Origin of the sequence: Cupriavidus sp. U2 (genome assembly GCF_009663685.2) — a bacterium.
Lineage (GTDB): Bacteria > Pseudomonadota > Gammaproteobacteria > Burkholderiales > Burkholderiaceae > Cupriavidus > Cupriavidus necator_C.
In genome coordinates this window covers 677,492-700,916 of sequence record NZ_RCOG02000032.1, presented here as the reverse complement: position 1 = coordinate 700,916, position 23,425 = coordinate 677,492, and the positions used below count along the sequence as shown (strand labels likewise).

Below are 23,425 nucleotides of genomic sequence, written 5' to 3'. Positions count from 1 at the left end.
GCCACGCTGTTATTCAAACTTTGGCTGCGTCGCCGCGTAGCTGGGCCGCGCACGCATGACGGCGTGGCCGCGCCGGATATTCGGTCGCGTCTCCAGCAGCGCCTGGCTTTCCGGGAACATCCCCAGATACTCGACGATCGGCGCGAAGAACAGGTCGGCCATCGACAGCGCATTGCCTACCAGGAAATCCCGGCCACCGTACGCCTGTTCCAGCGCATCTAGCTGTTTGGCCATTTCCGGCACGGCGGCGTCGATGATCTGGCGGTCGGGCTGGCCGTTTTCACCCTTCGGAAACACGTATTGCAGCACGTAGCGGCGCACCATCGTGTCGTAGGCGTGGCAGTTGATCAGGCTGATCCATTGCTCGCAGCGTGCGCGGGCGGTGGGGCCGGTCTGCGGAATCAGGTTGATGCCGCCGAAAATGTCGTTGATATAGCTCAGGATGGCCCGGGTTTCGTAGAACTCGATTGGGCCGTCGGCGAAAGCCGGAATGCGGCCGAACGGGTTATGGGCCAGCAACGCCTCGTCGCGCGGCGTGACCGGGTCCAGCTTGTAACGCAGCCCCTTCTCTTCCAGCGCCAGGCGCACGGTGCGCACATAGGTGCTGCGGGCGTCGCCGTAGACGGTCAGTGTGCCGGCGCTGCCCTCCGGGTCCAGGTAATCGACGAGGTTGTTGAACACCGATTGCCAGCCGCTGACATGGGCATCGCGCATCGCCGTATCGGGGAAGCCGCTGTGCCGCATATGCATGTGGGTGCCGCCGTCCCTGTCGGTCAGTGTCACCTCGATCAGCGTGCGCATGCCGGCCGGCAGTTCGGCGCCGCCTTCCCATTCCCACGTATACGCCAGGAAGTTGGCCCGGTCGAGCGTCTGGTACTGGCCGTTGACGATGTGCTGCTCGCCGTCCCGGGCGCCGATCACCAGCCGGTATGCCCCGCCTACCCGGGCATCGGCACGCGCTTCGAGCACGGTCATGCCGCGCGGGCAATGCCAGGTGGCCAGCGCGGCCTGGTCGGTGAAGGCATCGAACACGCGCTCGCGCGGGGCGCGGATCTGACGGGTCATTTCCAGATGAAAGGTCGCGGCTTCGCTCATGACTTGTTCCCCTGCTTCGATGTGACATCGGTGTCGGATTGCGCCTGCTCGACAAAAGCCACCAGCCTGTCGAGGTTGTCTTCCCAGTGCCGCCGGTAGGTCTCCAGCCAGCCGTGCGCATCGCGCAGCGCGCCCGGCCGCAGATGGCAGATGCGCCAGCGCGCATTGACCTCACGCTCGATCAGCCCGGCATCGGCCAGCACGCGCAGATGCCGGGAAATGGCTGGCGCCGACATGTCGAACGGCCGCGCCAGTTCGCTGACAGGCGCCTCGCCTTGCGCCAGCCGCGCCAGAATCGCGCGCCGCGTGGGATCGGCCAGCGCGGCAAACACGGACGAAAGTGGATCGGTAACATTGGGCATGTGGTCATTTAACGCATTGGTTAAATGAAGATCAAGCGGTGTTACAACTCGGTTTGCCGGGAAAGCGGCCCTGCGGCGGGCGGCCGGAACGGCGGGGGAGCGGGGAGGAGCGGGGCGGGAGGCGGAGGGAAAAGCGTCCGGCCGGAAAAACCAGTTCCGGCCGGAACGTCGGGCCTCTCGAAGAGAGAAAAGATGCGGCCGTTCAGGCCGTCGTATTGACGTTGTTGCCGGTGCTGGTGCCCGTGGCCTGCTTGTAGGCCTCCGTCAGCTTGGCCATGGCTTCGGACAGTGCGGCCTGGGTGGCCGTCACGCCGGCTTGCAGCGTGGCCACCGTGGTGGCCTTGGTCTGGTCGTCGGTCGGGGCGGCCTGGGCGGCCTGAATTTGGGCCATCTGGGCGGCCAGTTGCTTCTGCAGGGCTTCGATCTGCTGCTTCAGGGCCTTGATCACGGCCGATTCGCTGTCGTCGCTGCTGCTTTGCGCGTCGGCTGCGCCGGCGGGCTTGCCCGCGCCAGCCGGGCCAGCGATGCGGCCGCCGGCGTTGGACGACGAGGCCGAGCCCGAAGCCGAAGCGCCCTGGGAGGCGCCGGTGGCCTGGCCGTCGCCGGTCTGCGCGGCGGCGTCTTCGGTGGGTTGCGTGAAGCGGCGGGTGTTGGTGACCGTCGCGTCACTGGCCACCATGACCTGAGGGGTAACGCTGCTGATGGTTGTCATTGTTGGAGTCCGATCGAAGAGAGAGCCCACATGCTTCTTCGGCCATTCATCGTGAAAACTTTAGCGATGCGGGCGCGGTCTGATCGGCATCTGTCACAATCGCGGCTGTCCGGCGTATCGGACGCCCCCGCACCTTACTGGATTCCCATGTTGTCTTCCCTCGGTTTCGGCGGTATTGGCGGCATCGGCCTGCATGTCATCGTGGCGATCTTCTTTGCCGTGCATGCCGTCCGCACCCACCAGAACATGTACTGGCTGCTGTTGCTGTTCCTCTTCCCGGGGCTCGGCAGCGTGGTCTATTTCTTTGCGATCTACCTGCCGGGCCTGCGCCAGACCCGCGGTGCGCAGGTGGCCAAGCGCGCCATCGGCCAGATCGTCGACCCGGGCCGCGCCGTGCGCGAGGCGCGCCAGGCGTTCGACCGCGCGCCGACTGTCGACCATCGCATGCGCCTGGGGGCTGCCCTGCTCGATGCAGGCAATCCGGCCGAGGCGCTGGAGCACTACGAAGCCGCGGCCAACGGCCCGTTTGCCTCGGACCCGGCGCTGCTGGAAGGGCTGGCCCGCGCGCAACTGGCCACGGGCCGTCATGCCGAGGCCCAGGTCACGCTGGAAAAGCTGTTCGCGGGCAATCCCCGTGCGCGCGAACAAGCCGATCCGTCGCTGCTCTACGCCAGGGCACTGGCCGCGCAGGGGGCGCCCGGCACGCGCGAAGCCTTCGAGCGGGCGCTGACCAACGCCAGCGACGTGGCCGCGCGCTGCCTGTTCGCCGACTGGCTGGCGCAGCAGCCCGATGCGGCCGACCGTGAGCGCGCGAAGTCGCTGTATTCCGAAATCGTCCATGACGCCCGCCACTGGCCGCGTCATGCCCGCGAACACAATCGCGAATGGCTGCAGCGCGCGCAAGCCGCGCTGGGCCAATGATCCGCGCCCTGGGCGCACTTCTTTCTTCCATGACGCTTCTGAAACGCAAATCGATCGAGGCGGTGGCCTCGCGCCGCCCCGCACGCGGCAACCGTGAGTCCTCGCGCAAGAACCTTTCCAAGGACGCCGAAGAAAAGCGCATGACGCCGCGCTTTGCGCCGGTGACGTTTTCCGAAATGGACGGCGTGCGCTACCTGCATTTCGGTACCGAGTGGGTGCAGGGCGCGATGCGCCTGCGCAAGCCCGAAGCCATCGAACTGGAATACGCGCAGCAGATGATGGCCTGGCTGCTGTTCCAGTCGCCGTCGTCGGCCGATTTCCATGTGGCGCAGCTGGGCCTGGGCGCGGCCGCGCTGACCAAGTTCTGCCATCGCCATTTCGCCAAGGCAAAGGTTACGGCTGTCGAACTGAACCCGGCCGTGATCGTGGCAGGCCGCAGCATGTTCGGCCTGCGCGAGGACGATGCGCGGCTGACCGTGCGCGAGCAGGACGCCTGGGATTACGTGATGGATGCCGCCAATACCGCCGCCATCGACGCGCTGCAGGTGGACCTGTACGACGCCACGGCACGTGGGCCGGTGCTGGACACCACGGCGTTCTATCGTGCCTGCCGCCGTGTGCTGAAGGCGCCCGGCGTGATGACCATCAACCTGTTCGGCGACCACGACAGCTTCCCGAAGAACATCGAGCGCATTTGCGACGCCTTCGACAATCGCGTGCTGGTGTTCCCGGAGGTGCACGACGGCAACATCATCGCGCTGGCGTTCAACGGCCCGGCGATCGATGTGTCGTGGCAAACGCTGGAAGCCCGGGCCGATGTGGTCGAGGCTGCGACCGGGCTGCCGGCCCGCGATTGGGTCAGGAAACTGCGCGCGGCGAATGCGCGGCAGGAAGACCGGCTGGTGATCTGAGGGAAGGCTCCCCGCTCCCGCCGGGCGGGAGCGGGGAGCGCAAACAGTCGGCAGCCAGATCTCTCACTCCTTGTGGAAGAACTGGGCCAGCGACCATTCGTCGGTGCGCGCCTCGTACTTCAGGCCCTTGCGCATGGCCCACATCGCCAGCTGGCTGTGCGACGGGATGATGGCGTGGTCTTCCAGCGCGAATTTCGCGGCCGTGCGGGCGTTCTGCTCGCGGTCCTTGTCACTCGACACCGTGGTCAGCGATTTCTCGATCAACTGATCCAGCTTCGGATTGCTGTACTTGCCCCAGTTCCACGTGCCATAGCCGGTCTTCGGGTTTGGCGTGCCGGTGATCGAGCGTAGCGCGACGTCGGCGGCGGCCGAGCCCCAGCCCAGCATCTCGAACGCAAAATCCCCCTGGCGGGCGCGCGTGAAGTAGGCGGCCACGGGCAGCGTTTCGACCTTGGTCTGGATGCCGATGCGCGTCAGCATGCCGGCGGTGGCCTGCGCCACCTGGGCGTCGTTCAGGTAGCGATTGTTGGTGGCGTGCAGCGTCAGCGCAAAGCCGTCCGGATAGCCGGCCTGGGCCAGCAGCTTCTTCGCGCCTTCCACGTCATAGGCGTCGGGCTTCGTGCCCGGATGGCCGAAGATCTGCGGCGAGACGATCGACGACGCCGGCACCGCCAGGCCTTCCATGATGCGGCTGACGATGGCATCGCGGTTCAGCGCCTTGCTGATCGCGGCGCGCACACGGACATCCTTGAACGGGTTCTTGCCCAGCGGCTTGCCGGCCTTGTCGGTGACGAACGGCGGGTTGTCGCGGGACTGGTCCATCTGCCAGAAGATGGTGCGCCACGACGTGGTCTGCTCGATCTTGAACTTCGGATTTTGCTTAAGTTTGGCGACGTCCGCGGCCGGAATGCTCTCGATGACATCGACATCGCCCGCCAGCAGCGCGGCGGTGCGCGCGCCGTTGTCGGTCAGGATGCGGAAGATGGCGCGGTCGAATTCCGGCTTCGGGCCCCAGTAGTCGGGGTTGCGCTGCATCACGATTTCCTGGCCTCGCGCGAAGCGCACGAACTTGTACGGCCCGGTGCCGATCATGGCCTTGCCCGAGTCGAAATCGGCCTGGCTCAGGTCCGCCGCGATCTTCTTCGGCATGATGGGCACGCTGTTCAGATCGTTGGCCAGATTGGCGTAATTCGGCACATTCATCGTCAGGCGCACCGTCAGCGCGTCGGGCGTGTCGATGCGGGCGATCGGCTTGGTGTAGCTGGTGAACGAGCCCGGGGCGTTGGTCAGCTTCTCCGGGCGTTCCAGCGACGCCTTGACGTCTTCGCTCGTGAACGGCGAACCGTCGTGCCACTTCACGTTGGGACGCAGCTTGATTTCCCAGGTGATGGCGTTGACCGGCTTCCAGGACAACGCCAGGCCGGGAATGTAGCGGGCGTTCTTGTCCATGAACACCAGCGACTCGAAGATGTGGAGCGCAATGGCGTTGTTGGGGCCCGCGTTGTTCCAGTGGGGGTCCATCGACGTGACGTCGGCGGCCAGGCCGATACGCAGGTCTTCCGCGTGAGCGGCGTGGACGGGGATCAGCGTCAGCGCGGCGGCGCTCAGCGCCATCGATAGGGATGCTTGCAGCAGCGTGCGGCGGATCATGAGTGGGCTCCTCGTACGGTGTTGGCCGCTATTGTGCCGTCAAATGTACTTCCATGTCCGACACCTCCGCGACGGGTGCGGCGCGGATGCCGGGCGGGGCAGGGCGCCGGTACAATCGCGCCCATGTTTGCCAATTCCCGCACCATTTCGTCGGCGCAGACCGATATTCACGAGCATCTGGCGGCGCGCGTCCAGCGTCATCTGGCCGAGCCGTTCCGCAAGCCCATCGGCGCACCGAGCCAACAGGCGTTTGATGCGGCCATGGAAGCCTGGCAGCATGCCGGCGGCAAGCCGCTGATCATCGATGCCGGCTGCGGCATCGGCGAGAGCACGCTGCGGCTGGCCACGGCGTTTCCCGACCACTACGTGATCGGCATCGATCAGTCGGAAAAGCGATTAACCGCAGGGAAGGACTGGTGGGATGCCGAGATGCCGGTGAATTATCACTGGGCGCGCGCCGATCTGGTCGATTTCTGGCGCCTGCTGCAGCAGGGCGGGGTGCATGTGGTGCGGCACTATGTGCTGTATCCGAACCCGTGGCCGAAGATTGGCCACCTGGGCCGGCGCTGGCAGGGGCACGCGGTGTTTCCCGCGCTGGCCGCCTGCGGCGACTACCTGGAGTGCCGCAGCAACTGGAAGATCTATATCGACGAATTCGCGGCGGCGCTGACGCTGGTCGGACGTCCGGCACAGACTGAAGCCTGGCAGCCGGAAACCCCGATGACGCCGTTCGAGCGAAAGTATGGTGCGTCCGGGCATGGGCTCTGGCGCTGCACCAGCGTGCGGCCGGCATGAAAAAACCCGCCGTGACTGGCGGGTTTTTTCATGGAAGTGCGATGCCTTAGTGGAACAGCGGCTGCTGGGTCGGGGCATCCTCCGGCAGTTCGGCGTGGACGATTTCGCCGGAACGGTCCGCATAGAGCGGCGTACCGCAATCCTCGCAGTATTCCGGATCGAACAGCGCGGCATGGCGGAAGATGTCTTCGACGCCGGCGTTGCGCAATTCCTCGCAGATCTGCTCGACCGGGTTGCCTTTCTCCTCGGCGTCGATCTCGCCAGACTCCCGGCCGTACACCGGCCAGACAATGCCGTAGATCACGTCCTTCTCGCCGCGCATCGTGAAGCCCACGCGGTATTCCTCGACCACTTCCTCGCCAAAGCCGGCCACCACGGCGGCCAGCTGGCCGGCCGGAATGTCGAGCGTGCCGCACAGGTAGTTGACGGCGGCGCGCACGGTCAGCGGACGGATGCTCTTGTCCGATTCCCGGCACGACAGGAAGAAGGCGTCGGGCAGCAGCAGTTCGAACTCGCAGCCCGGCAGCAGCACGGCCACGGTCGGCTGCACCTGGTTGCGCCATTGCTCCAGGCAGACCGAACGCTCGGCGTGGTGCTCCTTGGCGTCTTCCTGCCAGCGGAACAGCGCGCCTTCGTGCGGTGCCACCACCACGGCCAGCAGGTAGCGCGGATCGGCCAGTATCGGGGCGGTCTCGGGCAGGTCCTTCAGGTCCACCTTGGGCATCGATCCGGCCAGCGCGGCCGACGCCAGCTTGTGCGTCAGCGCGAACGTGTCGCTATGGCTGCGCGGCAGCTGGTCGATGCTGTAGAGGTAAGGCGACAGGGCCACCTTGGTACTGGTGGCCAGCACGTGCGCCTGCAGGTGTACCGCCAGCGTCTGCGCCAGTTCGGGCTTCAGCGCGCCGGACGGGATGGCATAGCGCGTATGGGCCAGGATCGGGGCGGCGATCAGCAGGGCGTCATGCTTGACGCCGTCGATCTCGATCGTTGCCGATTCGGCCAGCGTCTCGGCCTGTTCGGCCAGCACGTCGGACGCGTCGGCATTGTGCTTGAACAGGTGTTCGAGCGCCGCGTCGAGGGCGGTCTGGCTGCCGTTCTTCAGCAGGCGATAGAGCCGCTGGGACAGCCGCCGCTCCCAGTATCCGTCCTCCATGCGGCTGCCCGAGGCGTCCAGGGCCAGTGCATCGGCCACCAGTCGCTCGGCGTCGGGCGAGAGTCGGGTAGAAGACTTGGGGCGAAAACCTGCCATAGATAGAAAGCGTCCGTTTTTTCGTAAAACGGTATTCTACCCGCTGCGTTGACAGCCGCAGTTGTCGCGAACCCTTGTTTGGCCGCTTACTTCTGCGCGGCCGGCGCGTGCGATTCGGTGCTGTGCGATTCGCCGCCCATCGACACGTCGCCGCCGCCCTTGGTCAGCAGGTACAGGGCCGCGCCGGCAATGACGACGAATGCGATCAGGATCTTGACCATCTGTTGTCTCCGAGTCTGTAGGTATAGGTTACGCCGCAAGGCATGCCGACCAGTCTGGCAGCGCAGGCTTGCGCGGAACTTACGCGCCGGGGTGGGGATTACCCCAAAGCCCCGCCCCCTTGCCCACGACTTTCCCCGCGACATCCCCGGAGCTGCCGGACAACAAAAAACCGCCGCCCCGCGTGAGCGGAAGCGGCGGTTCGGGCCGCCGGCGGCGCCGGCAGCGCAGGTTACGCCACCAGCAGTTGACGCAGCACAAACGGCAGGATGCCGCCGTGGTTGTAGTAGTCGACTTCGATCGGCGTATCGATGCGCAGCAGTACCGGCACGCGCTGGGTGTCGCCGTTGGCGCGGTGGATCACCAGCACCACATCCTGCTGCGGCTTCAGTTCACCCTCGATGCCTTCGACGTCGAAGGTCTCGTTGCCGATGATGCCCAGCGACTGCACGCTGTCGCTGCCCTTGAACTGCAGCGGCAGCACGCCCATGCCGACCAGGTTCGACCGGTGGATCCGCTCGAAGCTGCGCGCGATCACGGCCTTCACGCCCAGCAGCTGGGTGCCCTTGGCCGCCCAGTCGCGCGACGAGCCGGTGCCGTATTCCTCGCCGCCGAACACCACGGTGGGCGTGCCTTCGGCGATGTACTTCATCGCGGCGTCGTAGATCGACATCTCGTCGCCGGTCGGCTGGTGCAGCGTGATGCCGCCTTCCACGCGCGACCCGTCGGCCTTCGGCGGAATCATCAGGTTCTTGATGCGCACGTTGGCGAACGTGCCACGCATCATCACCTCATGGTTGCCGCGGCGCGAACCGTAGCTGTTGAAGTCGGCCTTGAGCACACCATGCGACAGCAGGTACTTGCCCGCCGGCGAAGTGTCCTTGATCGAGCCGGCCGGCGAGATATGGTCGGTCGTCACCGAATCGCCAAAAACGCCCAGTGCGCGGGCGCCACGGATCGTCACGGCCTCGTTGCCCGGCTCCAGCGTGAAGTCCTGGAAGAACGGGGGTTCGGCGATGTACGTCGAGGTCGGCCAGTCGTACACCTGGCCCTTGGTGCCCTTGATGTTCGCCCAGAGCTTGCTCGGCTTCTTCACCTGCTCGTAGTTGCCCTTGAACGTCTTGGCGTCCATCGCGTACTTCAGCAGCGCGTGGATTTCTTCCGAGGTCGGCCAGATATCGCCCAGCCAGATGTCGCGGCCATCGCGGCCCTTGCCGACCGGCTCGGTCATCAGGTCGCGCGTGACCGTGCCGGCGATGGCGTAAGCCACCACCAGCGGCGGCGAGGCCAGGAAGTTGGCGCGGATGTTCGGGTGGATGCGGGCTTCGAAGTTGCGGTTGCCCGACAGCACGGCGGCGGCCACGATGTCGTTCTGGACGATGGTCTCGTTCAGGGCCGGCGTCAGGTCGCCCGCGTTGCCGATACAGGTCGTGCAGCCATAGGCGGTCACGCCGAAGCCCAGCTTTTCCAGGTAGGGCAGCAGGCCGGTGGCGGTCAGATATTCGGTCACCACGCGGCTGCCCGGCGCCAGCGACGTCTTGATGTGCGGCGCCACGTTCAGGCCGGCTTCCACGGCCTTCCTGGCCAGCAGGCCGGCGGCCAGCAGCACGCTCGGGTTCGACGTGTTCGTGCACGACGTGATGGCCGCGATCAGCACATCGCCGTTCTTGACCTTGACGCCGTCGGCGTTGACGAATTCGCGGCCCAGGTCGGCGGCATCCTTGTTGAAGCCGTTTTCGGCCACCGGCTTCGAGAACAGCGACGCGAAGGTGCTCTTCACGTTACCAATCTCGATGCGGTCCTGCGGACGCTTCGGGCCGGCCAGCGACGGTGCCACGGTGCCCAGGTCCAGCGTCAGGGTCTTGGTGTAGTCGATGTCGCCGGCGCGCGGCACGCCGAACATTTCCTGGGCGCGGAAGTAGCCTTCGAACGCGGCGATTTCCTCTTCGGTGCGGGCCGTACCCCGGAAGTACTCGATGGTCTTTTCATCGACCGGGAAGAAGCCCATCGTGGCGCCGTATTCGGGGGCCATGTTGCCGATGGTGGCGCGGTCCGGCGTCGACAGGCTGGCCGTGCCTTCGCCGAAGAATTCCACGAACTTGCCTACGACTTTTTCGCGGCGCAGCATCTCGGTGATCGTCAGCACCAGGTCGGTGGCGGTCACGCCTTCGCGCAGGCGGCCCTTCAGTTCCACGCCCACCACGTCGGGCGTCAGGAAGTACACGGGCTGGCCCAGCATGCCGGCTTCGGCCTCGATGCCGCCCACGCCCCAGCCCACCACGCCGATGCCGTTGATCATCGTGGTGTGCGAATCCGTGCCGACGAGCGTGTCCGGATAGTAGACGCCGTCCTTGTTGTGGACGCCACGCGCCAGGTATTCCAGGTTCACCTGGTGGACGATGCCGAAGCCCGGCTGCACCACGCCGAACGTGTCGAACGCCTGCATGCCCCACTTCATGAACTGGTAGCGTTCGTTGTTGCGCTGGAATTCCAGCTGCATGTTCAGGTCCAGCGCCTTTTTCTCGCGGAAGTGGTCGATCTGCACCGAGTGGTCGACCACCAGGTCCACCGGCACCAGCGGCTCGATCTTCTTGGGGTTCTTGCCCATCTTCTCGGCCACGTTGCGCATGGCGGCCAGGTCGGCCAGCAGCGGCACGCCCGTGAAGTCCTGCAGTACCACGCGCGCCACCACGAACGGGATCTCGTCCACGCGCTCGGCGGTGGGCTTCCAGTTGGCGAGCTGCCTGACGTGTTCCTCGGTGACCTTCTTGCCGTCGCAGTTGCGCAGCACCGATTCGAGCACCAGGCGGATCGAGACCGGCAGACGCTCGATCTTCACGCCCAGCGCGCGACCAAGCTGGGGCAGCGAGTAATACTGACCCGAGCCGCCCGTGGCGAGTTTGAATTCCTGGAGGGTGTTATTGAGATTGTGGGGCATTGCCTGACTCCAATCGAGGGATGACGCGGGACTCTGCTTGTGGATGCTTATTCTTCAGACCCCGGTGCGCGGAAGGGTTCCGCCGCCATGCATGCGGCGCGGCCGGCAAGGACCCGGACGCGCACCGTTACAACGATTCAGTGCAGCTGATACCCGCGCGGCGCCAGAGCGGCGCCGCGCAGGGTAAGGCAAGGTGAGACTTTACTGCTTCGGCGCGGCTTGTGCAGCAGGCTGGGCGGCGTCGGCCGGCTGGGCAGCCGGTTGGGCCGGCGCCATCAGCAGCGGCGTGGACACCGGGGCGCGCAGTGCGCCGGCCTGCGTCGGGGCTGCGCCGCCGGCCTGCATGTCGGCGTTCTGGCATTCGTCGGCCAGGCGCTGGCCCAGGTTCTTGTTGAACAGCATGGCCTTGCTCGGGATCACGACCAGATCCAGACCCGAGGCCTGATCGAAGTAGCGATCGGCGCCGGTGACGGTGCTCTGGCGCGGCAGGCGGTAGTTGCGGCCGTCCCAATGCACGGTGATCACTTCATCGCGCTGCATGTTGCCGCTGATCCAGATGGCATGGCCCAGTTCGCACTGCCACTTTTCGCCCGTGGGCTGCACGGCGGCGGGTGCGGCGGCAGCGGCCTTCGTCGACTTCTTGGCGGGCGCCTTCTTGGTGGCGGCCGGCTTCTTGGCCGGTTCCTGGGCCATTGCGGCGCCGGTGGTCAGGGTCAGGGCGCCAATGCAGGCTGCCAGCACGAGTTGTTTCATGTGGGTTCCTTCCGGATTGCTTGGGTAGTCAAAGGGGCTCGTTGTGGTGAACAGTCCGGGGGGCGCCACGCAGTGTCACGCGGCGCCCCGGCAACTTTCCGCCGCTATTCTCTACGATTTGTCTGACGGGGCGAAGCCCGTCGGACATTGGTTACACAATCGCACGCGGATGGTTTGTCATCGGCCACTTGCAGGCGGAAATGAGCAGTTTTCGTGTGTGATCGCGTGGTGTTGCGCTCAATCAAAGAACAGATCGCTCACGGGCGGCGGCAGTCGCGTGCCCGTGGCGTGGGCCCGCTGCAACAGTGACCAGTAGTAGCGGTAGCTGGCGCGGTCGTGCAACTGCCCGTCGTGGCGGATCGGTGCCCAGTTGTTCTCATGCGCGGCCAGCAGGATCTGGCTGGCCGCCCCGATCTCGCGGTCGCTGGGCCGGAACGCAGCCACGATCGGCGCGATCTGGCCGGGGTGAATGCTCCACTTGCGCAGGTAGCCGAATTCGGCGCGGGCACGCAGCGCGTCGTCGCCGGCGCGCTCCGGCTGCTGCACGTCGGTGCTGACGTTGTGCGACGGCACCTTGCCGTGGCGGTGGCAGGCGGCAGAGATCTCCAGCATGGCGCGCCGGATCAGCGGATGTTCGAACTGCCCCGGCGATCGCATCGCGTCGCCCGGAATGGCGCCGTGGTGCGCCGAGACGAAATCCATCAGCCCGAAGCTCAGGCATTCCACCTGGACCAGCGATGCAATGTCGAAGGCCTGTTCCAGTGCTGAATGTGTCTCAATGAGCACATGAATCGGAATGTGGCGGGCGATACCGGCCGCGCGGGCCACCTGGTTCACGTGGTCGGTCACGCGTGCCACTTCGACCACGTCGGTGACCTTGGGCACCACCACATAGGCCAGGCGCGCGCCGGCGGCGCCCACCAGGATATCCACGTCTTCGCGCCAGCCCGGGTGCGCCGGGTCGTGGATGCGCACGCCCACGCGGTTGTGCACGTTCTCCGCGCTATTGACCAGCTGTGCGCAGAGCAGGGCGTGCTCGCGCTCCAGCCCGACGGCGGCGCCGTCCTCGCAATCGAACGTAATGTCGAACACGGGGCCAAGCGCCTGCTGCAGGGCAAGCGATTTGCGCATGAGCTTTTCGCTGCCCGCATAGTGGTCGCAGACCGGCAGCTGCACCGGAATGGCTTCGCCCTGGAACAAGACCTCGGATGGATGCACGTTGATATACGTATGGAGCGGGGGGGTATTGTGAAGACAAAACGGCTGCCCAAATGAAAAACCGGGGTCCGCGCCGATTTTCAGATCGATGCGGACCCCGGTTTCATGAGCGGGAGGCTCTGGAGAAGATCAGCCCAGCAGATGCTGCACGCCGGCACGCTCTTCTTCCAGTTCCTTGAGCGTGATGTTGATCTTTTCCTGGCTGTAGGCGTCGATTTCCAGGCCTTGCACGATTTCGTACTTGCCGTTGGCCGTGGTCACCGGGTAGCCGAACATGACGTCCTTCGGAATGCCGTATTCGCCGTTCGACGGGATGCCCATCGTGACGACCTTGCCGTTCGAGCCCAGCACCCAGTCGTGCACGTGGTCGATGGCGGCGTTGGCGGCCGAGGCAGCCGACGACAGGCCACGGGCCTCGATGATGGCGGCGCCGCGCTTGCCCACGGTCGGCAGGAACACGTCGTTGTTCCACACCGGATCGTTGATCAGGTCCTTGACGCTCTTGCCGTCGACGGTGGCGTAGCGGTAGTCGGCGTACATCGTCGGGCTGTGGTTGCCCCAGACGAACATCTTCTCGATCGACGACACCGGCTTGCCGGTCTTGGCGGCGATTTGCGACAGGGCGCGGTTGTGGTCCAGGCGCAGCATGGCCGTGAAGTTCTCGCGCTTCAGGTTCGGCGCCGACTTCATGGCGATGTAGGCGTTGGTGTTGGCCGGGTTGCCGACCACCAGCACCTTGACGTCACGGCTCGCCACTTCGTCCAGGGCCTTGCCCTGCACCGTGAAGATCTGGGCGTTGGCTTCGAGCAGGTCCTTGCGCTCCATGCCCTTGCTACGGGGACGGGCACCCACCAGCAGGGCGACGTCGGCGTCCTTGAAGGCAACCTTGGGGTCGTCGGTGATGACCACGCCGGCCAGCAGCGGGAACGCGCAGTCTTCCAGCTCCATCACCACGCCCTTGACGGCGGCCTGGGCTTGCGGGAGGTCGAGCAGTTGGAGGATGACCGGCTGGTCTTTGCCGAGCATGTCGCCGTTGGCGATGCGGAACAGCAGGGAATAGCCGATCTGGCCAGCGGCGCCGGTGACTGCGACGCGCATTGGGGCTTTAGCCATGAGTAAGTCTCCAAACGAAAAGAGGGGGTAACCGGTCGGTGGCAACGGGCCATCCAGGGTATGGAGCGGGCCGGCGCATCACCGGAAGCTGGTTCGCGTGTCGCCACGGGGCAGGCGGGCGTCCGCCGGGAGCCCGCGGCCGGCCGTGCGGCCGCGACGTGGAGCGCGCGGGCCGTGGGCAGGCGTCGAGGGCGACAAGGCGTAAGTCTACTACTGCTGTGTGGTGCGCCGCATCCGTAAGGCTTCAAAAGGTGGGCAGGTAGCCCGGAAGAGACCTGGCGGAGGCGGTGGCGCGGACCTGCGCGAGTGTAGGGGGAGCCCTCATTGATGTCAATTCATATGTCTTATATAAGACATAAGACATTTCATAGTGCGCTGGACGCGATTCTCGCTTTTGTGGTTGAATCCGGGCTATGTCTTCCCTGCCTACGTCCCCGCTCGCCGCCGCCGCCAATGGTGCGCCGGAATCTGGCGCCCCACAGAGCGGTGCCGGGACGCAGCCGTCCACGCCCGCATCGGCCAATACGCCGGCCGCGGCGCCGTCCCCAACGTTCAGCCCACTCTACCAGCAGATCAAGGCCCTGATCATGCAGAGCCTGCAGACCGGCGAGTGGAAGCCTGGCGAAATGATCCCGAGCGAGATGGATCTGGCGGCCCGCTACAAGGTCAGCCAGGGCACGGTGCGCAAGGCCATCGACGAGCTCGCCGCGGACAACCTGGTTGCACGCCGCCAGGGCAAGGGCACGTTTGTGACGACCCATCACGAGGATGTGGTCAAGTTCCGCTTCCTCCGCCTGGTACCCGACGAGGGTGAACCCCATTACGGCGCCAGCCGCGTGCTCGAATGCAAGCGGCTGCGCGCGCCGGCCGAAATCGCCCGGCTGCTCGATATTCGCACCGGCGACAGCGTTGTGCAGATCCGCCGCGTGCTGACCTTTTCCAACGAAGCCACGGTGCTGGACGAAATCTGGCTGCTCGGCGCCAACTTCAAGGGCCTCACGGCCGAGAAGCTCAACGAGTGGAAGGGCCCGATGTACGCGCTCTTCGAGGCCGAGTTCGGCACGCGGATGATTCGCGCCACCGAAAAGATCCGGGCCGTTGCTGCCGATAACACGGCTGCCGAGCTGTTGTCCGTGGCACCCGGTTCGCCGCTGCTGTCGGTGGAACGTGTGTCGTTCACCTACGGTGACCGCCCGGTGGAAGTTCGCCGTGGGCTTTATGTCACGACGCGCCACTATTATCAGAACGACCTGAGCTGAAGGGCCATGACCATGGAAAGTCTGTTCCGCACGCTGACTATTGTCACGCGTGTATGGGACGTGCGCCGACCATTGTCATTCGTGAATGCAATGCTCGGACAAAGCGTGTCTGGAGTGGTGCGCACCTTGTTGCGTGCGATTGTCGGGCACGCCGCGCTGGTGCGTGATAGGCGAAAATTATTGGTGCGGCGCGCAACAAAGGCGCTAAAATCACGTGGATTTGCTCCCCTGCATCCATTTGCATCCAGCGGACCCACACGCTTGATGCAATCCGGTGCATTCACGGTAACCGCTGTGTGGCGCCAATGCAATCGGGGGTAATGGCAGTGTCGTTCTTTTGCAGTTTTCTTTTCATCGCAAATGGGGTCTCGCATGGCTGAAGCCGCCAAACAAGCCAGGCCGGAGTTCCGGAACATCGGTATCGCGCAAATCTCGCGCTACCGGTTGCCCTGGGCCGGCAAGGTATCCATCCTGCATCGCGTAAGCGGTGGCTTGATGTTCCTCCTCCTCCCTTTCATTCTGTACCTGTTCGAACAGAGCGTCACCTCCGAACTGAGCTTCGCCAGGTTCTCGGCCCTGCTGTCCAACGGCTTCGTCAAGCTGGTGATCCTGGCCCTGATCTGGGGTTACCTGCATCACTTCTGCGCCGGTATCCGCTTCCTGCTGCTGGACGTTCACGTCGGCGTCTCGAAGCCCGCCTCGGCCACGTCGGCCAAGGCCGTGCTGGTGGTCAGCCTGCTGCTCACCCTGGTTTTCGGGCTGAAGCTTTTCGGCCTGTTCTGAGGAGAGTCACGTGGCAAATAACAATATCGGTCCCAAGCGTCTTGTCGTCGGTGCGCATTACGGCCTGAAAGACTGGCTCGCGCAACGCGTTACCGCAGTCATCATGGTGGTCTTCACCGTGGTGCTCGCCGTGGTGTATCTCGCCTTCGGCAACCCTTCTTACGAAGGCTGGTCGGGTCTCTTCGCCAACCAATGGATGAAGCTCCTGACGTTCCTGACCATCCTGTCGCTGCTGTTCCATGCATGGATCGGCATTCGTGACATCTGGATGGACTATGTGAAGCCGATGGCCGTGCGCCTCGTGCTGCAAGTTCTAACGATTCTGTGGCTCGTCGGTTGCGCGGGCTACGCTGCTCAGATTCTCTGGAGGGTGTAATAAATGGTCGCAGTCAAGACTGGATTGCCGCGTCGTAAATTTGACGTGGTCATCGTCGGGGCGGGCGGCGCCGGGATGCGCGCATCCCTCCAGCTCGCGGAAGCCGGCCTGAGCGTGGCCGTGCTGTCGAAGGTTTTCCCGACCCGCTCGCACACCGTGGCGGCGCAGGGCGGTATCGGTGCCTCGCTTGGCAACATGAGCGAGGACAACTGGCACTATCACTTCTACGACACCATCAAGGGCTCGGACTGGCTGGGTGACCAGGACGCCATCGAGTTCATGTGCCGTGAAGCCCCGAAGGTCGTGTACGAGCTCGAACACTTCGGCATGCCGTTCGACCGTAACGCCGATGGCACGATTTACCAGCGTCCGTTCGGCGGCCACACCGCCAACTACGGCGAGAAGCCCGTGCAGCGCGCTTGCGCCGCCGCCGACCGTACCGGCCACGCGCTGCTGCACACGCTGTATCAGCGCAATGTGCGCGCCAAGACGCATTTCTTCGTCGAATGGATGGCACTGGACCTGATCCGCGACGAAGAAGGCGACGTGCTGGGCGTGACCGCGCTGGAAATGGAAACCGGCGAAGTCTATATCCTCGAAGCCAAGACCACGCTGTTCGCGACCGGCGGTGCCGGCCGGATCTACGCGGCTTCCACCAACGCCTTCATCAATACCGGTGATGGCCTGGGCATGGCGGCGCGTGCCGGCATCCCGCTGGAAGACATGGAATTCTGGCAGTTCCACCCGACCGGCGTGGCCGGCGCGGGCGTGCTGATCACGGAAGGCGTGCGTGGCGAGGGCGGCATCCTGCGTAACAAGGATGGCGAGCGTTTCATGGAACGCTATGCCCCGACGCTGAAGGATCTGGCGCCGCGTGACTTCGTGTCGCGCTCGATGGACCAGGAAATCAAGGAAGGCCGTGGTTGCGGCCCGAACGGCGACTACGTGCTGCTCGACCTGACCCACGTCGGCGCCGAGACCATCATGAAGCGCCTGCCGTCGATCCGCGAAATCGGCATGAAGTTCGCCAACGTCGACGCGATCAAGGAACCGATCCCCGTCGTGCCGACCATCCACTACCAGATGGGTGGTATTCCGACGAATTTCCACGGTCAGGTCGTGGTGCCGAAGAACGGCAACCCGAACGAAGTGGTCAACGGTTTCTACGCGATCGGCGAATGCTCGTGCGTGTCGGTGCACGGCGCCAACCGCCTGGGTACCAACTCGCTGCTCGATCTGGTGGTGTTCGGCCGTGCCGCCGGCAACCACATCGTGGCCAACGCCAGCAAGCAGAAGGAACACAAGCCGCTGCCGGCCGATGCCGCCGACCGCGCCATGGCCCGTCTGGCCAAGCTGCAGGCAACGACCTCGGGCGAATACACCCAGGACGTGGCCAACGACATCCGCCGCAACATGCAGTCGCATGCCGGCGTGTTCCGTACGCAGAAGCTGATGGACGAAGGCGTCGAGCGCATTCTGGAAGTGGCCGAGCGTGCCGACAACATCCACCTGAAGGACAAGTCCAAGGTCTTCAACACCGCGCTGGTGGAAGCCCTGGAAGTGGCCAACCTGGTGGAAGTGGCCAAGGCCACGATGATCTCGGCCGCGGCCCGCAAGGAATCGCGTGGCGCCCACGCCCACAGCGACTTCCCGAACCGCGACGACGACAACTGGCTCAAGCACACGCTGTTCTACAGCGAAGGCAACCGCCTCGACTACAAGCCGGTGAAGATGCAGCCGCTGACGGTGGAATCGGTTCCGCCCAAGGCTCGTACGTTCTGATACCCGCCTCGTAGAGAAAACAGGACCCCCAGAAATGAAGCGTATTTTCGAAGTCTACCGCTACGATCCGGACAAGGACGCCGCCCCCCGCATGCAGACCTACGAGGTCGAGCTGGACGGTCACGAGCGCATGCTGCTGGACGCACTGGTCAAGCTGAAGAAGCTGGACGAAACCATCTCGTTCCGCCGTTCGTGCCGTGAAGGCGTGTGCGGCTCGGACGCGATGAACATCAACGGCAAGAACGGCCTGGCCTGCCTGACGAACATGCGCGAGCTGCCGGACCGCATCGTGCTGCGTCCGCTGCCCGGCCTGCCGGTGGTGCGCGACCTGATCGTCGACATGACGAACTTCTTCAAGCAGTACCACTCGATCAAGCCGTTCCTGATCAACGACGAGCCGCCGCCCGAGAAGGAACGTCTGCAGTCGCCGCAGGAACGCGACGAGCTGGATGGCCTGTACGAGTGCATTCTGTGCGCCAGCTGCTCCACGTCGTGCCCGTCGTTCTGGTGGAACCCGGACAAGTTCGTCGGCCCGGCCGGCCTGCTGCAAGCCTACCGCTTCATCGCGGACAGCCGCGACCAGGCCACCAGCGAGCGTCTGGACAACCTGAACGACCCGTACCGGCTGTTCCGTTGCCACAGCATCATGAACTGCGTCGACGTGTGCCCGAAGGGCCTCAATCCGACCAAGGCGATTGGCAAGATCAAGGAACTGATGGTTCGCCGCGCTGTTTAATTGCCCGGTATAAACTGCCTTCTGCGCCCCCGCCGTTCGCGGTGCAGACAGGCAGTCTGCAGTAATGCAAGTTGATGTAAGCGGCGCGTCAGCCCGATGCGGTATCAAGTCGGGCTGGAGCGCCGGTCAATGAAGGCTGACCATGAGTCATTCCACCACTTTCTCCCATCAGGCCGACCCGCACAAACGTGCCCGTCTTCGCTGGCGCGCCCGCCGCGGCCTCCTGGAGAACGACATCATCGTCGAACGTTTCTTCAACCGTTACGAGGAGAGCCTGTCCGATCAGGACGTGGCTTCGCTGGGCGAGCTGTTCGAGCTTAGCGACAACGAGTTGATGGACCTGCTGCTTGTCCGCAAGGAGCTTGACGGTGAGCTCGACACGCCCCCGATGCAACGGGTACTCAGCCTGCTGCGTTCGGTCTGAGTTTGGTCAACACTATTATTCACAGTATTTGAAGGAACCGACATGACGCCGTCCGATGTGAAAGCCACGCTATCGTTTTCCGATGGTTCCCCCAGCGTTGAGCTGCCGATCTACAAGGGCACCGTTGGCCCGGATGTGATCGACATTCGCAAGCTGTACGGTCAAACCGGCAAGTTCACCTATGACCCGGGGTTCATGTCGACCGCTTCGTGCAACTCGAAGATCACGTACATCGACGGCGACAAGGGCGAGCTGCTGTACCGCGGCTACCCGATCGAGCAACTCGCCGAGAAGTGCGATCACCTCGAAACCTGCTACCTGCTGCTGAAGGGCGAGCTGCCCAACGCCAAGCAGAAGGAAGATTTCGTGAACTCGGTGATGAACCACACGATGGTTCACGAGCAACTGCAGTTCTTCCTGCGCGGTTTCCGCCGCGACGCTCACCCGATGGCCGTGCTGACGGGCCTGGTGGGCGCGATGAGCGCGTTCTACCATGACGCGATGGACATCGACGATCCGCACCAGCGCGAGATCTCGGCCATCCGCCTGATCGCCAAGATGCCGACCCTGGTCGCCATGGCGTACAAGTACAACATCGGCCAGCCGTACATCTATCCGCAGAACGACTTGTCCTACTCGGGCAATTTCATGCGCATGATGTTCGGTACGCCGTGCGCACCGTACACCGTGAACCCGGTGCTGGAGCGCGCGCTGGACCGCATCTTCATCCTGCACGCCGACCACGAGCAGAACGCATCGACCTCGACCGTGCGCCTGGCCGGCTCGTCAGGCACGAACCCGTTCGCAGCCATTGCCGCTGGCGTGGCCTGCCTGTGGGGTCCGGCCCACGGCGGCGCGAACGAAGCCGCGCTGAAGATGCTGGAAGAAATCGGCAGCGTCGACCACATCGGCGAGTTCATCAAGCAGGTTAAGGACAAGAATTCGGGCGTGCGCCTGATGGGCTTTGGCCACCGCGTGTACAAGAACTACGATCCGCGCGCCAAGCTGATGCGCGAAACCTGCCATGAAGTGCTGAACGAACTGGGTCTGCACAACGACCCGCTGTTCAAGCTGGCCATGGAACTGGAAAAGATCGCGCTGGAAGACGAATATTTCGTGAGCCGCAAGCTGTACCCGAACGTGGACTTCTACTCGGGTATCGTGCAGCGCGCGCTGGGCATCCCGACCTCGCTGTTCACCTGCATCTTCGCCCTGGCACGTACGCCGGGCTGGATCTCGCAGTGGGAAGAGATGATCACCGATCCGGAATACAAGATCGGCCGTCCGCGTCAGCTGTTCAACGGCAACGCCGCCCGCAACGTGCCGGACATGGCAAAGCGCTAAGCCGCCTCCCGTGCTGCATGAAACGCCCCGGCCCGCCGGGGCGTTTTTTTTTGGTGCGATGCGCCTTCGCTGCAGGCGGCCGGTTGCGCAAGGTGGCGCAAAGCATGGCATACGCCACAAATGCGACTATGCACAATTGTTGTGAAACAAGATTTTGACGACGATTCCTGCCTTGGCATGGTTGCAACGCCATGCATTAGTTGTCAGATTTTCTCCAAAACCGAATATCTCTACTTCATCAGGGTGCAACTTTCCCCCTATAATGCGGGCTGCTTTGCCGACCGGCAGCCGGGCCACCCTTCCGGCCAGCCGCGTTGGAGAAGCGGGGCAGGCGAAAGGCTTGCGCAATAGAGAACGCATCAACGTTGTCTTTCCGAACTTACGGCGGCCGCGGCATCCCCGAGATGTGCGTACGCCGACACATGCCGGGCCCCGCATTCGCTTCACTGTCTTCATCGCAGGCCCGGTTTCCGCTCATGGGCCGTACGTTCGCCACGTCAGGCGGCGCTTCTTCCTCGCGGGTGTTGTTCGATTGCGCCAGTCATGCCGACTCTGCCCGGAATGACCCATACATAATCGAGGAGCTCCTGATGACGCTGTCCCGTCTCACGTCCACTGCCATGGCCGCCGTGCTTGCCACTGCCGGTCTCGCTGCCTTCACCTCGGCCAACGCCGAAACCGTCAAGATCGCCATCGCCGGCCCCATGAGCGGCTCGGTCGCCCAGTACGGCGACATGGTCAAGGCCGGTGCCCTGACCGCGATCGAACAGATCAACGCGGCGGGCGGCGCCAATGGCAACAAGTTCGAAGCCGTGCTGATGGACGACGCTTGCGAACCGAAGCAGGCCGTGGCCGTGGCCAACAAGATCGTCAGCCAGGGTATCCATTACGTAATCGGTCACGTGTGCTCGGGTTCGACGATTCCGGCCTCGGATATCTACGAAAACGAAGGCATCGTGATGGTGACGCCGTCGGCCACCGCGCCGCAGCTGACCGAAACGAAGAAGCGCAACTTCATCTTCCGCACGATCGGCCGCGATGACCAGCAAGGCCCGGCCGCCGCCCAGTACATCATCGGCAAGGTCAAGCCGAAGAAGGTTGCCGTGCTGCACGACAAGCAGTCGTACGGCCAGGGCATTGCCAGCTCGGTGAAGAAGGACCTGGAAGCGGCCAAGATCCCCGTGGCAGTCTTCGAAGGCGTCAACGCCGGCGATTCCGACTACTCGGCCGTGATCACCAAACTGAAGTCCCAGGGCGTGGATTTCGTGTACTTCGGCGGCTACCACCCGGAAATGGGCCTGCTGCTGCGCCAGGCGCGCGAGCAGGGCGTGAAGGCCACGTTCATGGGCCCCGAAGGTGTGGGCAACAAGGACGTGACGGCGATTGCCGGCGCCGCTTCGGAAGGCATGCTCGTGACGCTGCCGGCCGACTTCTCGGCCGACCCGGCCAACGCCGCGCTGGTGAAGGCCTTTGCCGACAAGAAGCGTGACGCCAACGGTCCGTTCCAGATGCCTGCCTATGCCGCCGTCAAGATCATCGGCGACGCCATCGCCGGCGCCAAGAGCACGGACCCGACGAAGGTGGCCGCTTACATGCACAAGAACGCGTTCACCACGCCGATCGGCAAGGTCGAATACGACGCCAAGGGCGACCTGAAGTCGTTCAAGTTCGTCGTCTACACGTGGCACAAGGACGCCACGAAGACCGCCGCAAACTAAACCCGGCGCCATCCTGGCGAAACGCCCCGCGGCCAACCGGCCTGCGGGGCGTTTTGGTATCGGTTCGATGTCGGGTAGCCGCCACATAAGGGCGGTCGGCATCGCGCATCGGACTCATCCGATCCACAAGGTCCCCGCATGAACGAATTCCTTCCTCAGTTCACCCAGCAGCTGGTCAATGGCCTGACGCTGGGTGCGATCTATGCGCTGATCGCCATCGGCTACACGATGGTCTACGGCATCATCGGCATGATCAACTTTGCCCACGGCGAGATCTACATGATCGGCGCCTACGTGGGTCTGGTGACGCTGACCGCCATTGGCGCGCAAGCCGGATATCCGCTGCCGCTGGTGCTGGGCGCGGCGCTGCTCGTTGCCGTTGTCGTGACTGGCTGCTACGGCTTTGCCGTGGAGCGCGTGGCATACCGCCCCCTGCGTGGCGGCCCGCGCCTGGTGCCGCTGATCTCGGCCATCGGCATGTCCATCTTCCTGCAGAACTATGTCCAGATCGGGCAGGGCGCGCGTGACGTGTCGGTGCCGATCCTGATCTCGGGTGCCATCGAATTCCAGATGGGCGGCGACTTCACGGTGACCGTGCCGTATTCGCGCCTGCTGATCGTTGGCGTGACGCTGGTGCTGATGATCGCGCTGACGCTGTTCATCGGGCATTCGCGCATGGGCCGCGCCTGCCGCGCCTGCGCCGAAGACATGCGCATGGCCAACCTGCTGGGCATCGACACGAACCGCGTGATCTCGTTCACGTTCGTGCTCGGCGCCATGCTGGCCGCCGTGGGCGGCGTGCTGATCGGGCTGACGATCGGCAAGCTCAATCCCTTTATCGGCTTTATCGCCGGCATCAAGGCCTTTACGGCCGCGGTGCTGGGTGGCATCGGCAGCATTCCGGGCGCGATGCTGGGCGGCGTGCTGCTGGGCCTGGCCGAGACGTTCGCGTCGGGCTACATGCCGTCCGAGTACAAGGACGTCGTGGCATTCGGCCTGCTGGTGCTGGTACTGCTGTTCCGTCCCACGGGCCTGCTTGGCAAGCCCGATGTGGAAAAGGTCTGAGG

22 protein-coding genes are annotated in these 23,425 nt (G+C 64.4%); 12 read left to right on the top strand and 10 right to left on the bottom strand.

The features are described from left to right. Positions 1-9 precede the first annotated feature (9 nt). The 3 genes from D9X30_RS27455 to D9X30_RS27445 form a co-directional block, all read right to left on the bottom strand. The gene (locus D9X30_RS27455) at positions 10-1,095 is read right to left on the bottom strand and encodes an SRPBCC domain-containing protein (RefSeq protein WP_153945471.1); all 1,086 of its coding nucleotides are present in this window, start codon (positions 1,093-1,095) and stop codon (positions 10-12) included. Then, positions 1,092-1,457, bottom strand: a complete 366-nt coding sequence (locus tag D9X30_RS27450) for an ArsR/SmtB family transcription factor (RefSeq protein WP_153945470.1) — start codon at positions 1,455-1,457, stop codon at positions 1,092-1,094. Before D9X30_RS27450 ends, D9X30_RS27455 begins: the two co-directional genes overlap by 4 nt. Positions 1,458-1,659: 202 nt before the next feature. Continuing rightward, entirely contained in the window at positions 1,660-2,169 is a 510-nt protein-coding gene (locus tag D9X30_RS27445) for a hypothetical protein (RefSeq protein ID WP_153945469.1), read from the bottom strand. A 147-nt stretch (positions 2,170-2,316) separates the two neighbouring features. Between D9X30_RS27445 and D9X30_RS27440 the strand changes: the two genes are divergently transcribed. Both D9X30_RS27440 and D9X30_RS27435 read left to right on the top strand, forming a co-directional pair. Continuing rightward, positions 2,317-3,090: a tetratricopeptide repeat protein gene (locus D9X30_RS27440; protein WP_153945468.1), complete on the top strand. Its 774-nt coding sequence runs from the start codon at positions 2,317-2,319 to the stop codon at positions 3,088-3,090. A 29-nt stretch (positions 3,091-3,119) separates the two neighbouring features. Further along, on the top strand, positions 3,120-4,001 hold the full coding sequence (locus tag D9X30_RS27435) for a class I SAM-dependent methyltransferase (RefSeq protein WP_153945467.1): 882 nt from the start codon (positions 3,120-3,122) through the stop codon (positions 3,999-4,001). A gap of 63 nt (positions 4,002-4,064) precedes the next feature. On the opposite strand, the gene D9X30_RS27430 is transcribed toward D9X30_RS27435, so the two are convergent. After that, complete coding sequence (locus D9X30_RS27430) at positions 4,065-5,651, bottom strand: ABC transporter substrate-binding protein (protein WP_153945466.1); 1,587 nt, start codon at positions 5,649-5,651, stop codon at positions 4,065-4,067. Positions 5,652-5,774: 123 nt separating this feature from the next. On the opposite strand from D9X30_RS27430, the gene trmB reads away from it, so the two are divergent. Next, positions 5,775-6,446: a tRNA (guanine(46)-N(7))-methyltransferase TrmB gene (trmB, locus tag D9X30_RS27425; RefSeq protein ID WP_153945465.1), complete on the top strand. Its 672-nt coding sequence runs from the start codon at positions 5,775-5,777 to the stop codon at positions 6,444-6,446. Positions 6,447-6,492: 46 nt separating this feature from the next. Here trmB and D9X30_RS27420 read toward each other — a convergent pair whose 3' ends face one another. The 6 genes from D9X30_RS27420 to D9X30_RS27400 form a co-directional block, all read right to left on the bottom strand. Next, positions 6,493-7,695, bottom strand: coding sequence for a DUF2863 family protein (locus tag D9X30_RS27420; protein ID WP_153945464.1), 1,203 nt, complete (start codon positions 7,693-7,695; stop codon positions 6,493-6,495). 86 nt (positions 7,696-7,781) lie between these two features. Next, entirely contained in the window at positions 7,782-7,916 is a 135-nt protein-coding gene (locus tag D9X30_RS29750; protein ID WP_283780968.1) for a hypothetical protein, read from the bottom strand. A 230-nt stretch (positions 7,917-8,146) separates the two neighbouring features. Further along, positions 8,147-10,852: an aconitate hydratase AcnA gene (acnA, locus tag D9X30_RS27415; RefSeq protein ID WP_153945463.1), complete on the bottom strand. Its 2,706-nt coding sequence runs from the start codon at positions 10,850-10,852 to the stop codon at positions 8,147-8,149. A 201-nt stretch (positions 10,853-11,053) separates the two neighbouring features. Beyond that, positions 11,054-11,605 carry a hypothetical protein gene (locus D9X30_RS27410; RefSeq protein WP_092594312.1) on the bottom strand — a complete coding sequence of 184 codons (552 nt, stop codon included), beginning with the start codon at positions 11,603-11,605 and terminating at the stop codon, positions 11,054-11,056. 237 nt (positions 11,606-11,842) lie between these two features. Beyond that, positions 11,843-12,823: an HpcH/HpaI aldolase/citrate lyase family protein gene (locus D9X30_RS27405; RefSeq protein ID WP_249641100.1), complete on the bottom strand. Its 981-nt coding sequence runs from the start codon at positions 12,821-12,823 to the stop codon at positions 11,843-11,845. Positions 12,824-12,952: 129 nt separating this feature from the next. Beyond that, a complete protein-coding gene (locus D9X30_RS27400; RefSeq protein WP_061959458.1) occupies positions 12,953-13,936 on the bottom strand; it encodes a malate dehydrogenase in 984 nt (327 codons plus the stop codon). A gap of 413 nt (positions 13,937-14,349) precedes the next feature. Here D9X30_RS27400 and D9X30_RS27395 point away from each other — a divergent pair, with 413 nt between their 5' ends. The 9 genes from D9X30_RS27395 to livH all read left to right on the top strand — a co-directional run bounded on the left by D9X30_RS27395 (position 14,350) and on the right by livH (position 23,423). Further along, positions 14,350-15,195: a GntR family transcriptional regulator gene (locus tag D9X30_RS27395; protein ID WP_153945462.1), complete on the top strand. Its 846-nt coding sequence runs from the start codon at positions 14,350-14,352 to the stop codon at positions 15,193-15,195. Between the two features lie 372 nt (positions 15,196-15,567). Continuing rightward, positions 15,568-15,978, top strand: coding sequence for a succinate dehydrogenase, cytochrome b556 subunit (gene sdhC, locus D9X30_RS27390; RefSeq protein ID WP_153945461.1), 411 nt, complete (start codon positions 15,568-15,570; stop codon positions 15,976-15,978). 10 nt (positions 15,979-15,988) lie between these two features. Further along, a complete protein-coding gene (gene sdhD / locus D9X30_RS27385) occupies positions 15,989-16,354 on the top strand; it encodes a succinate dehydrogenase, hydrophobic membrane anchor protein (protein WP_066733321.1) in 366 nt (121 codons plus the stop codon). 3 nt (positions 16,355-16,357) lie between these two features. After that, a complete protein-coding gene (gene sdhA / locus D9X30_RS27380; protein WP_092594308.1) occupies positions 16,358-18,136 on the top strand; it encodes a succinate dehydrogenase flavoprotein subunit in 1,779 nt (592 codons plus the stop codon). Positions 18,137-18,170: 34 nt separating this feature from the next. Beyond that, entirely contained in the window at positions 18,171-18,872 is a 702-nt protein-coding gene (locus D9X30_RS27375) for a succinate dehydrogenase iron-sulfur subunit (RefSeq protein ID WP_092594307.1), read from the top strand. Between the two features lie 142 nt (positions 18,873-19,014). After that, a complete protein-coding gene (locus D9X30_RS27370) occupies positions 19,015-19,296 on the top strand; it encodes an FAD assembly factor SdhE (protein ID WP_400391615.1) in 282 nt (93 codons plus the stop codon). A gap of 42 nt (positions 19,297-19,338) precedes the next feature. Continuing rightward, positions 19,339-20,640, top strand: coding sequence for a citrate synthase (gltA, locus tag D9X30_RS27365; protein ID WP_153945460.1), 1,302 nt, complete (start codon positions 19,339-19,341; stop codon positions 20,638-20,640). A 590-nt stretch (positions 20,641-21,230) separates the two neighbouring features. Beyond that, positions 21,231-22,358, top strand: coding sequence for a branched-chain amino acid ABC transporter substrate-binding protein (locus D9X30_RS27360; protein WP_153945459.1), 1,128 nt, complete (start codon positions 21,231-21,233; stop codon positions 22,356-22,358). A 138-nt stretch (positions 22,359-22,496) separates the two neighbouring features. Next, positions 22,497-23,423, top strand: a complete 927-nt coding sequence (gene livH / locus D9X30_RS27355) for a high-affinity branched-chain amino acid ABC transporter permease LivH (protein WP_092594303.1) — start codon at positions 22,497-22,499, stop codon at positions 23,421-23,423. Positions 23,424-23,425 lie beyond the last annotated feature (2 nt).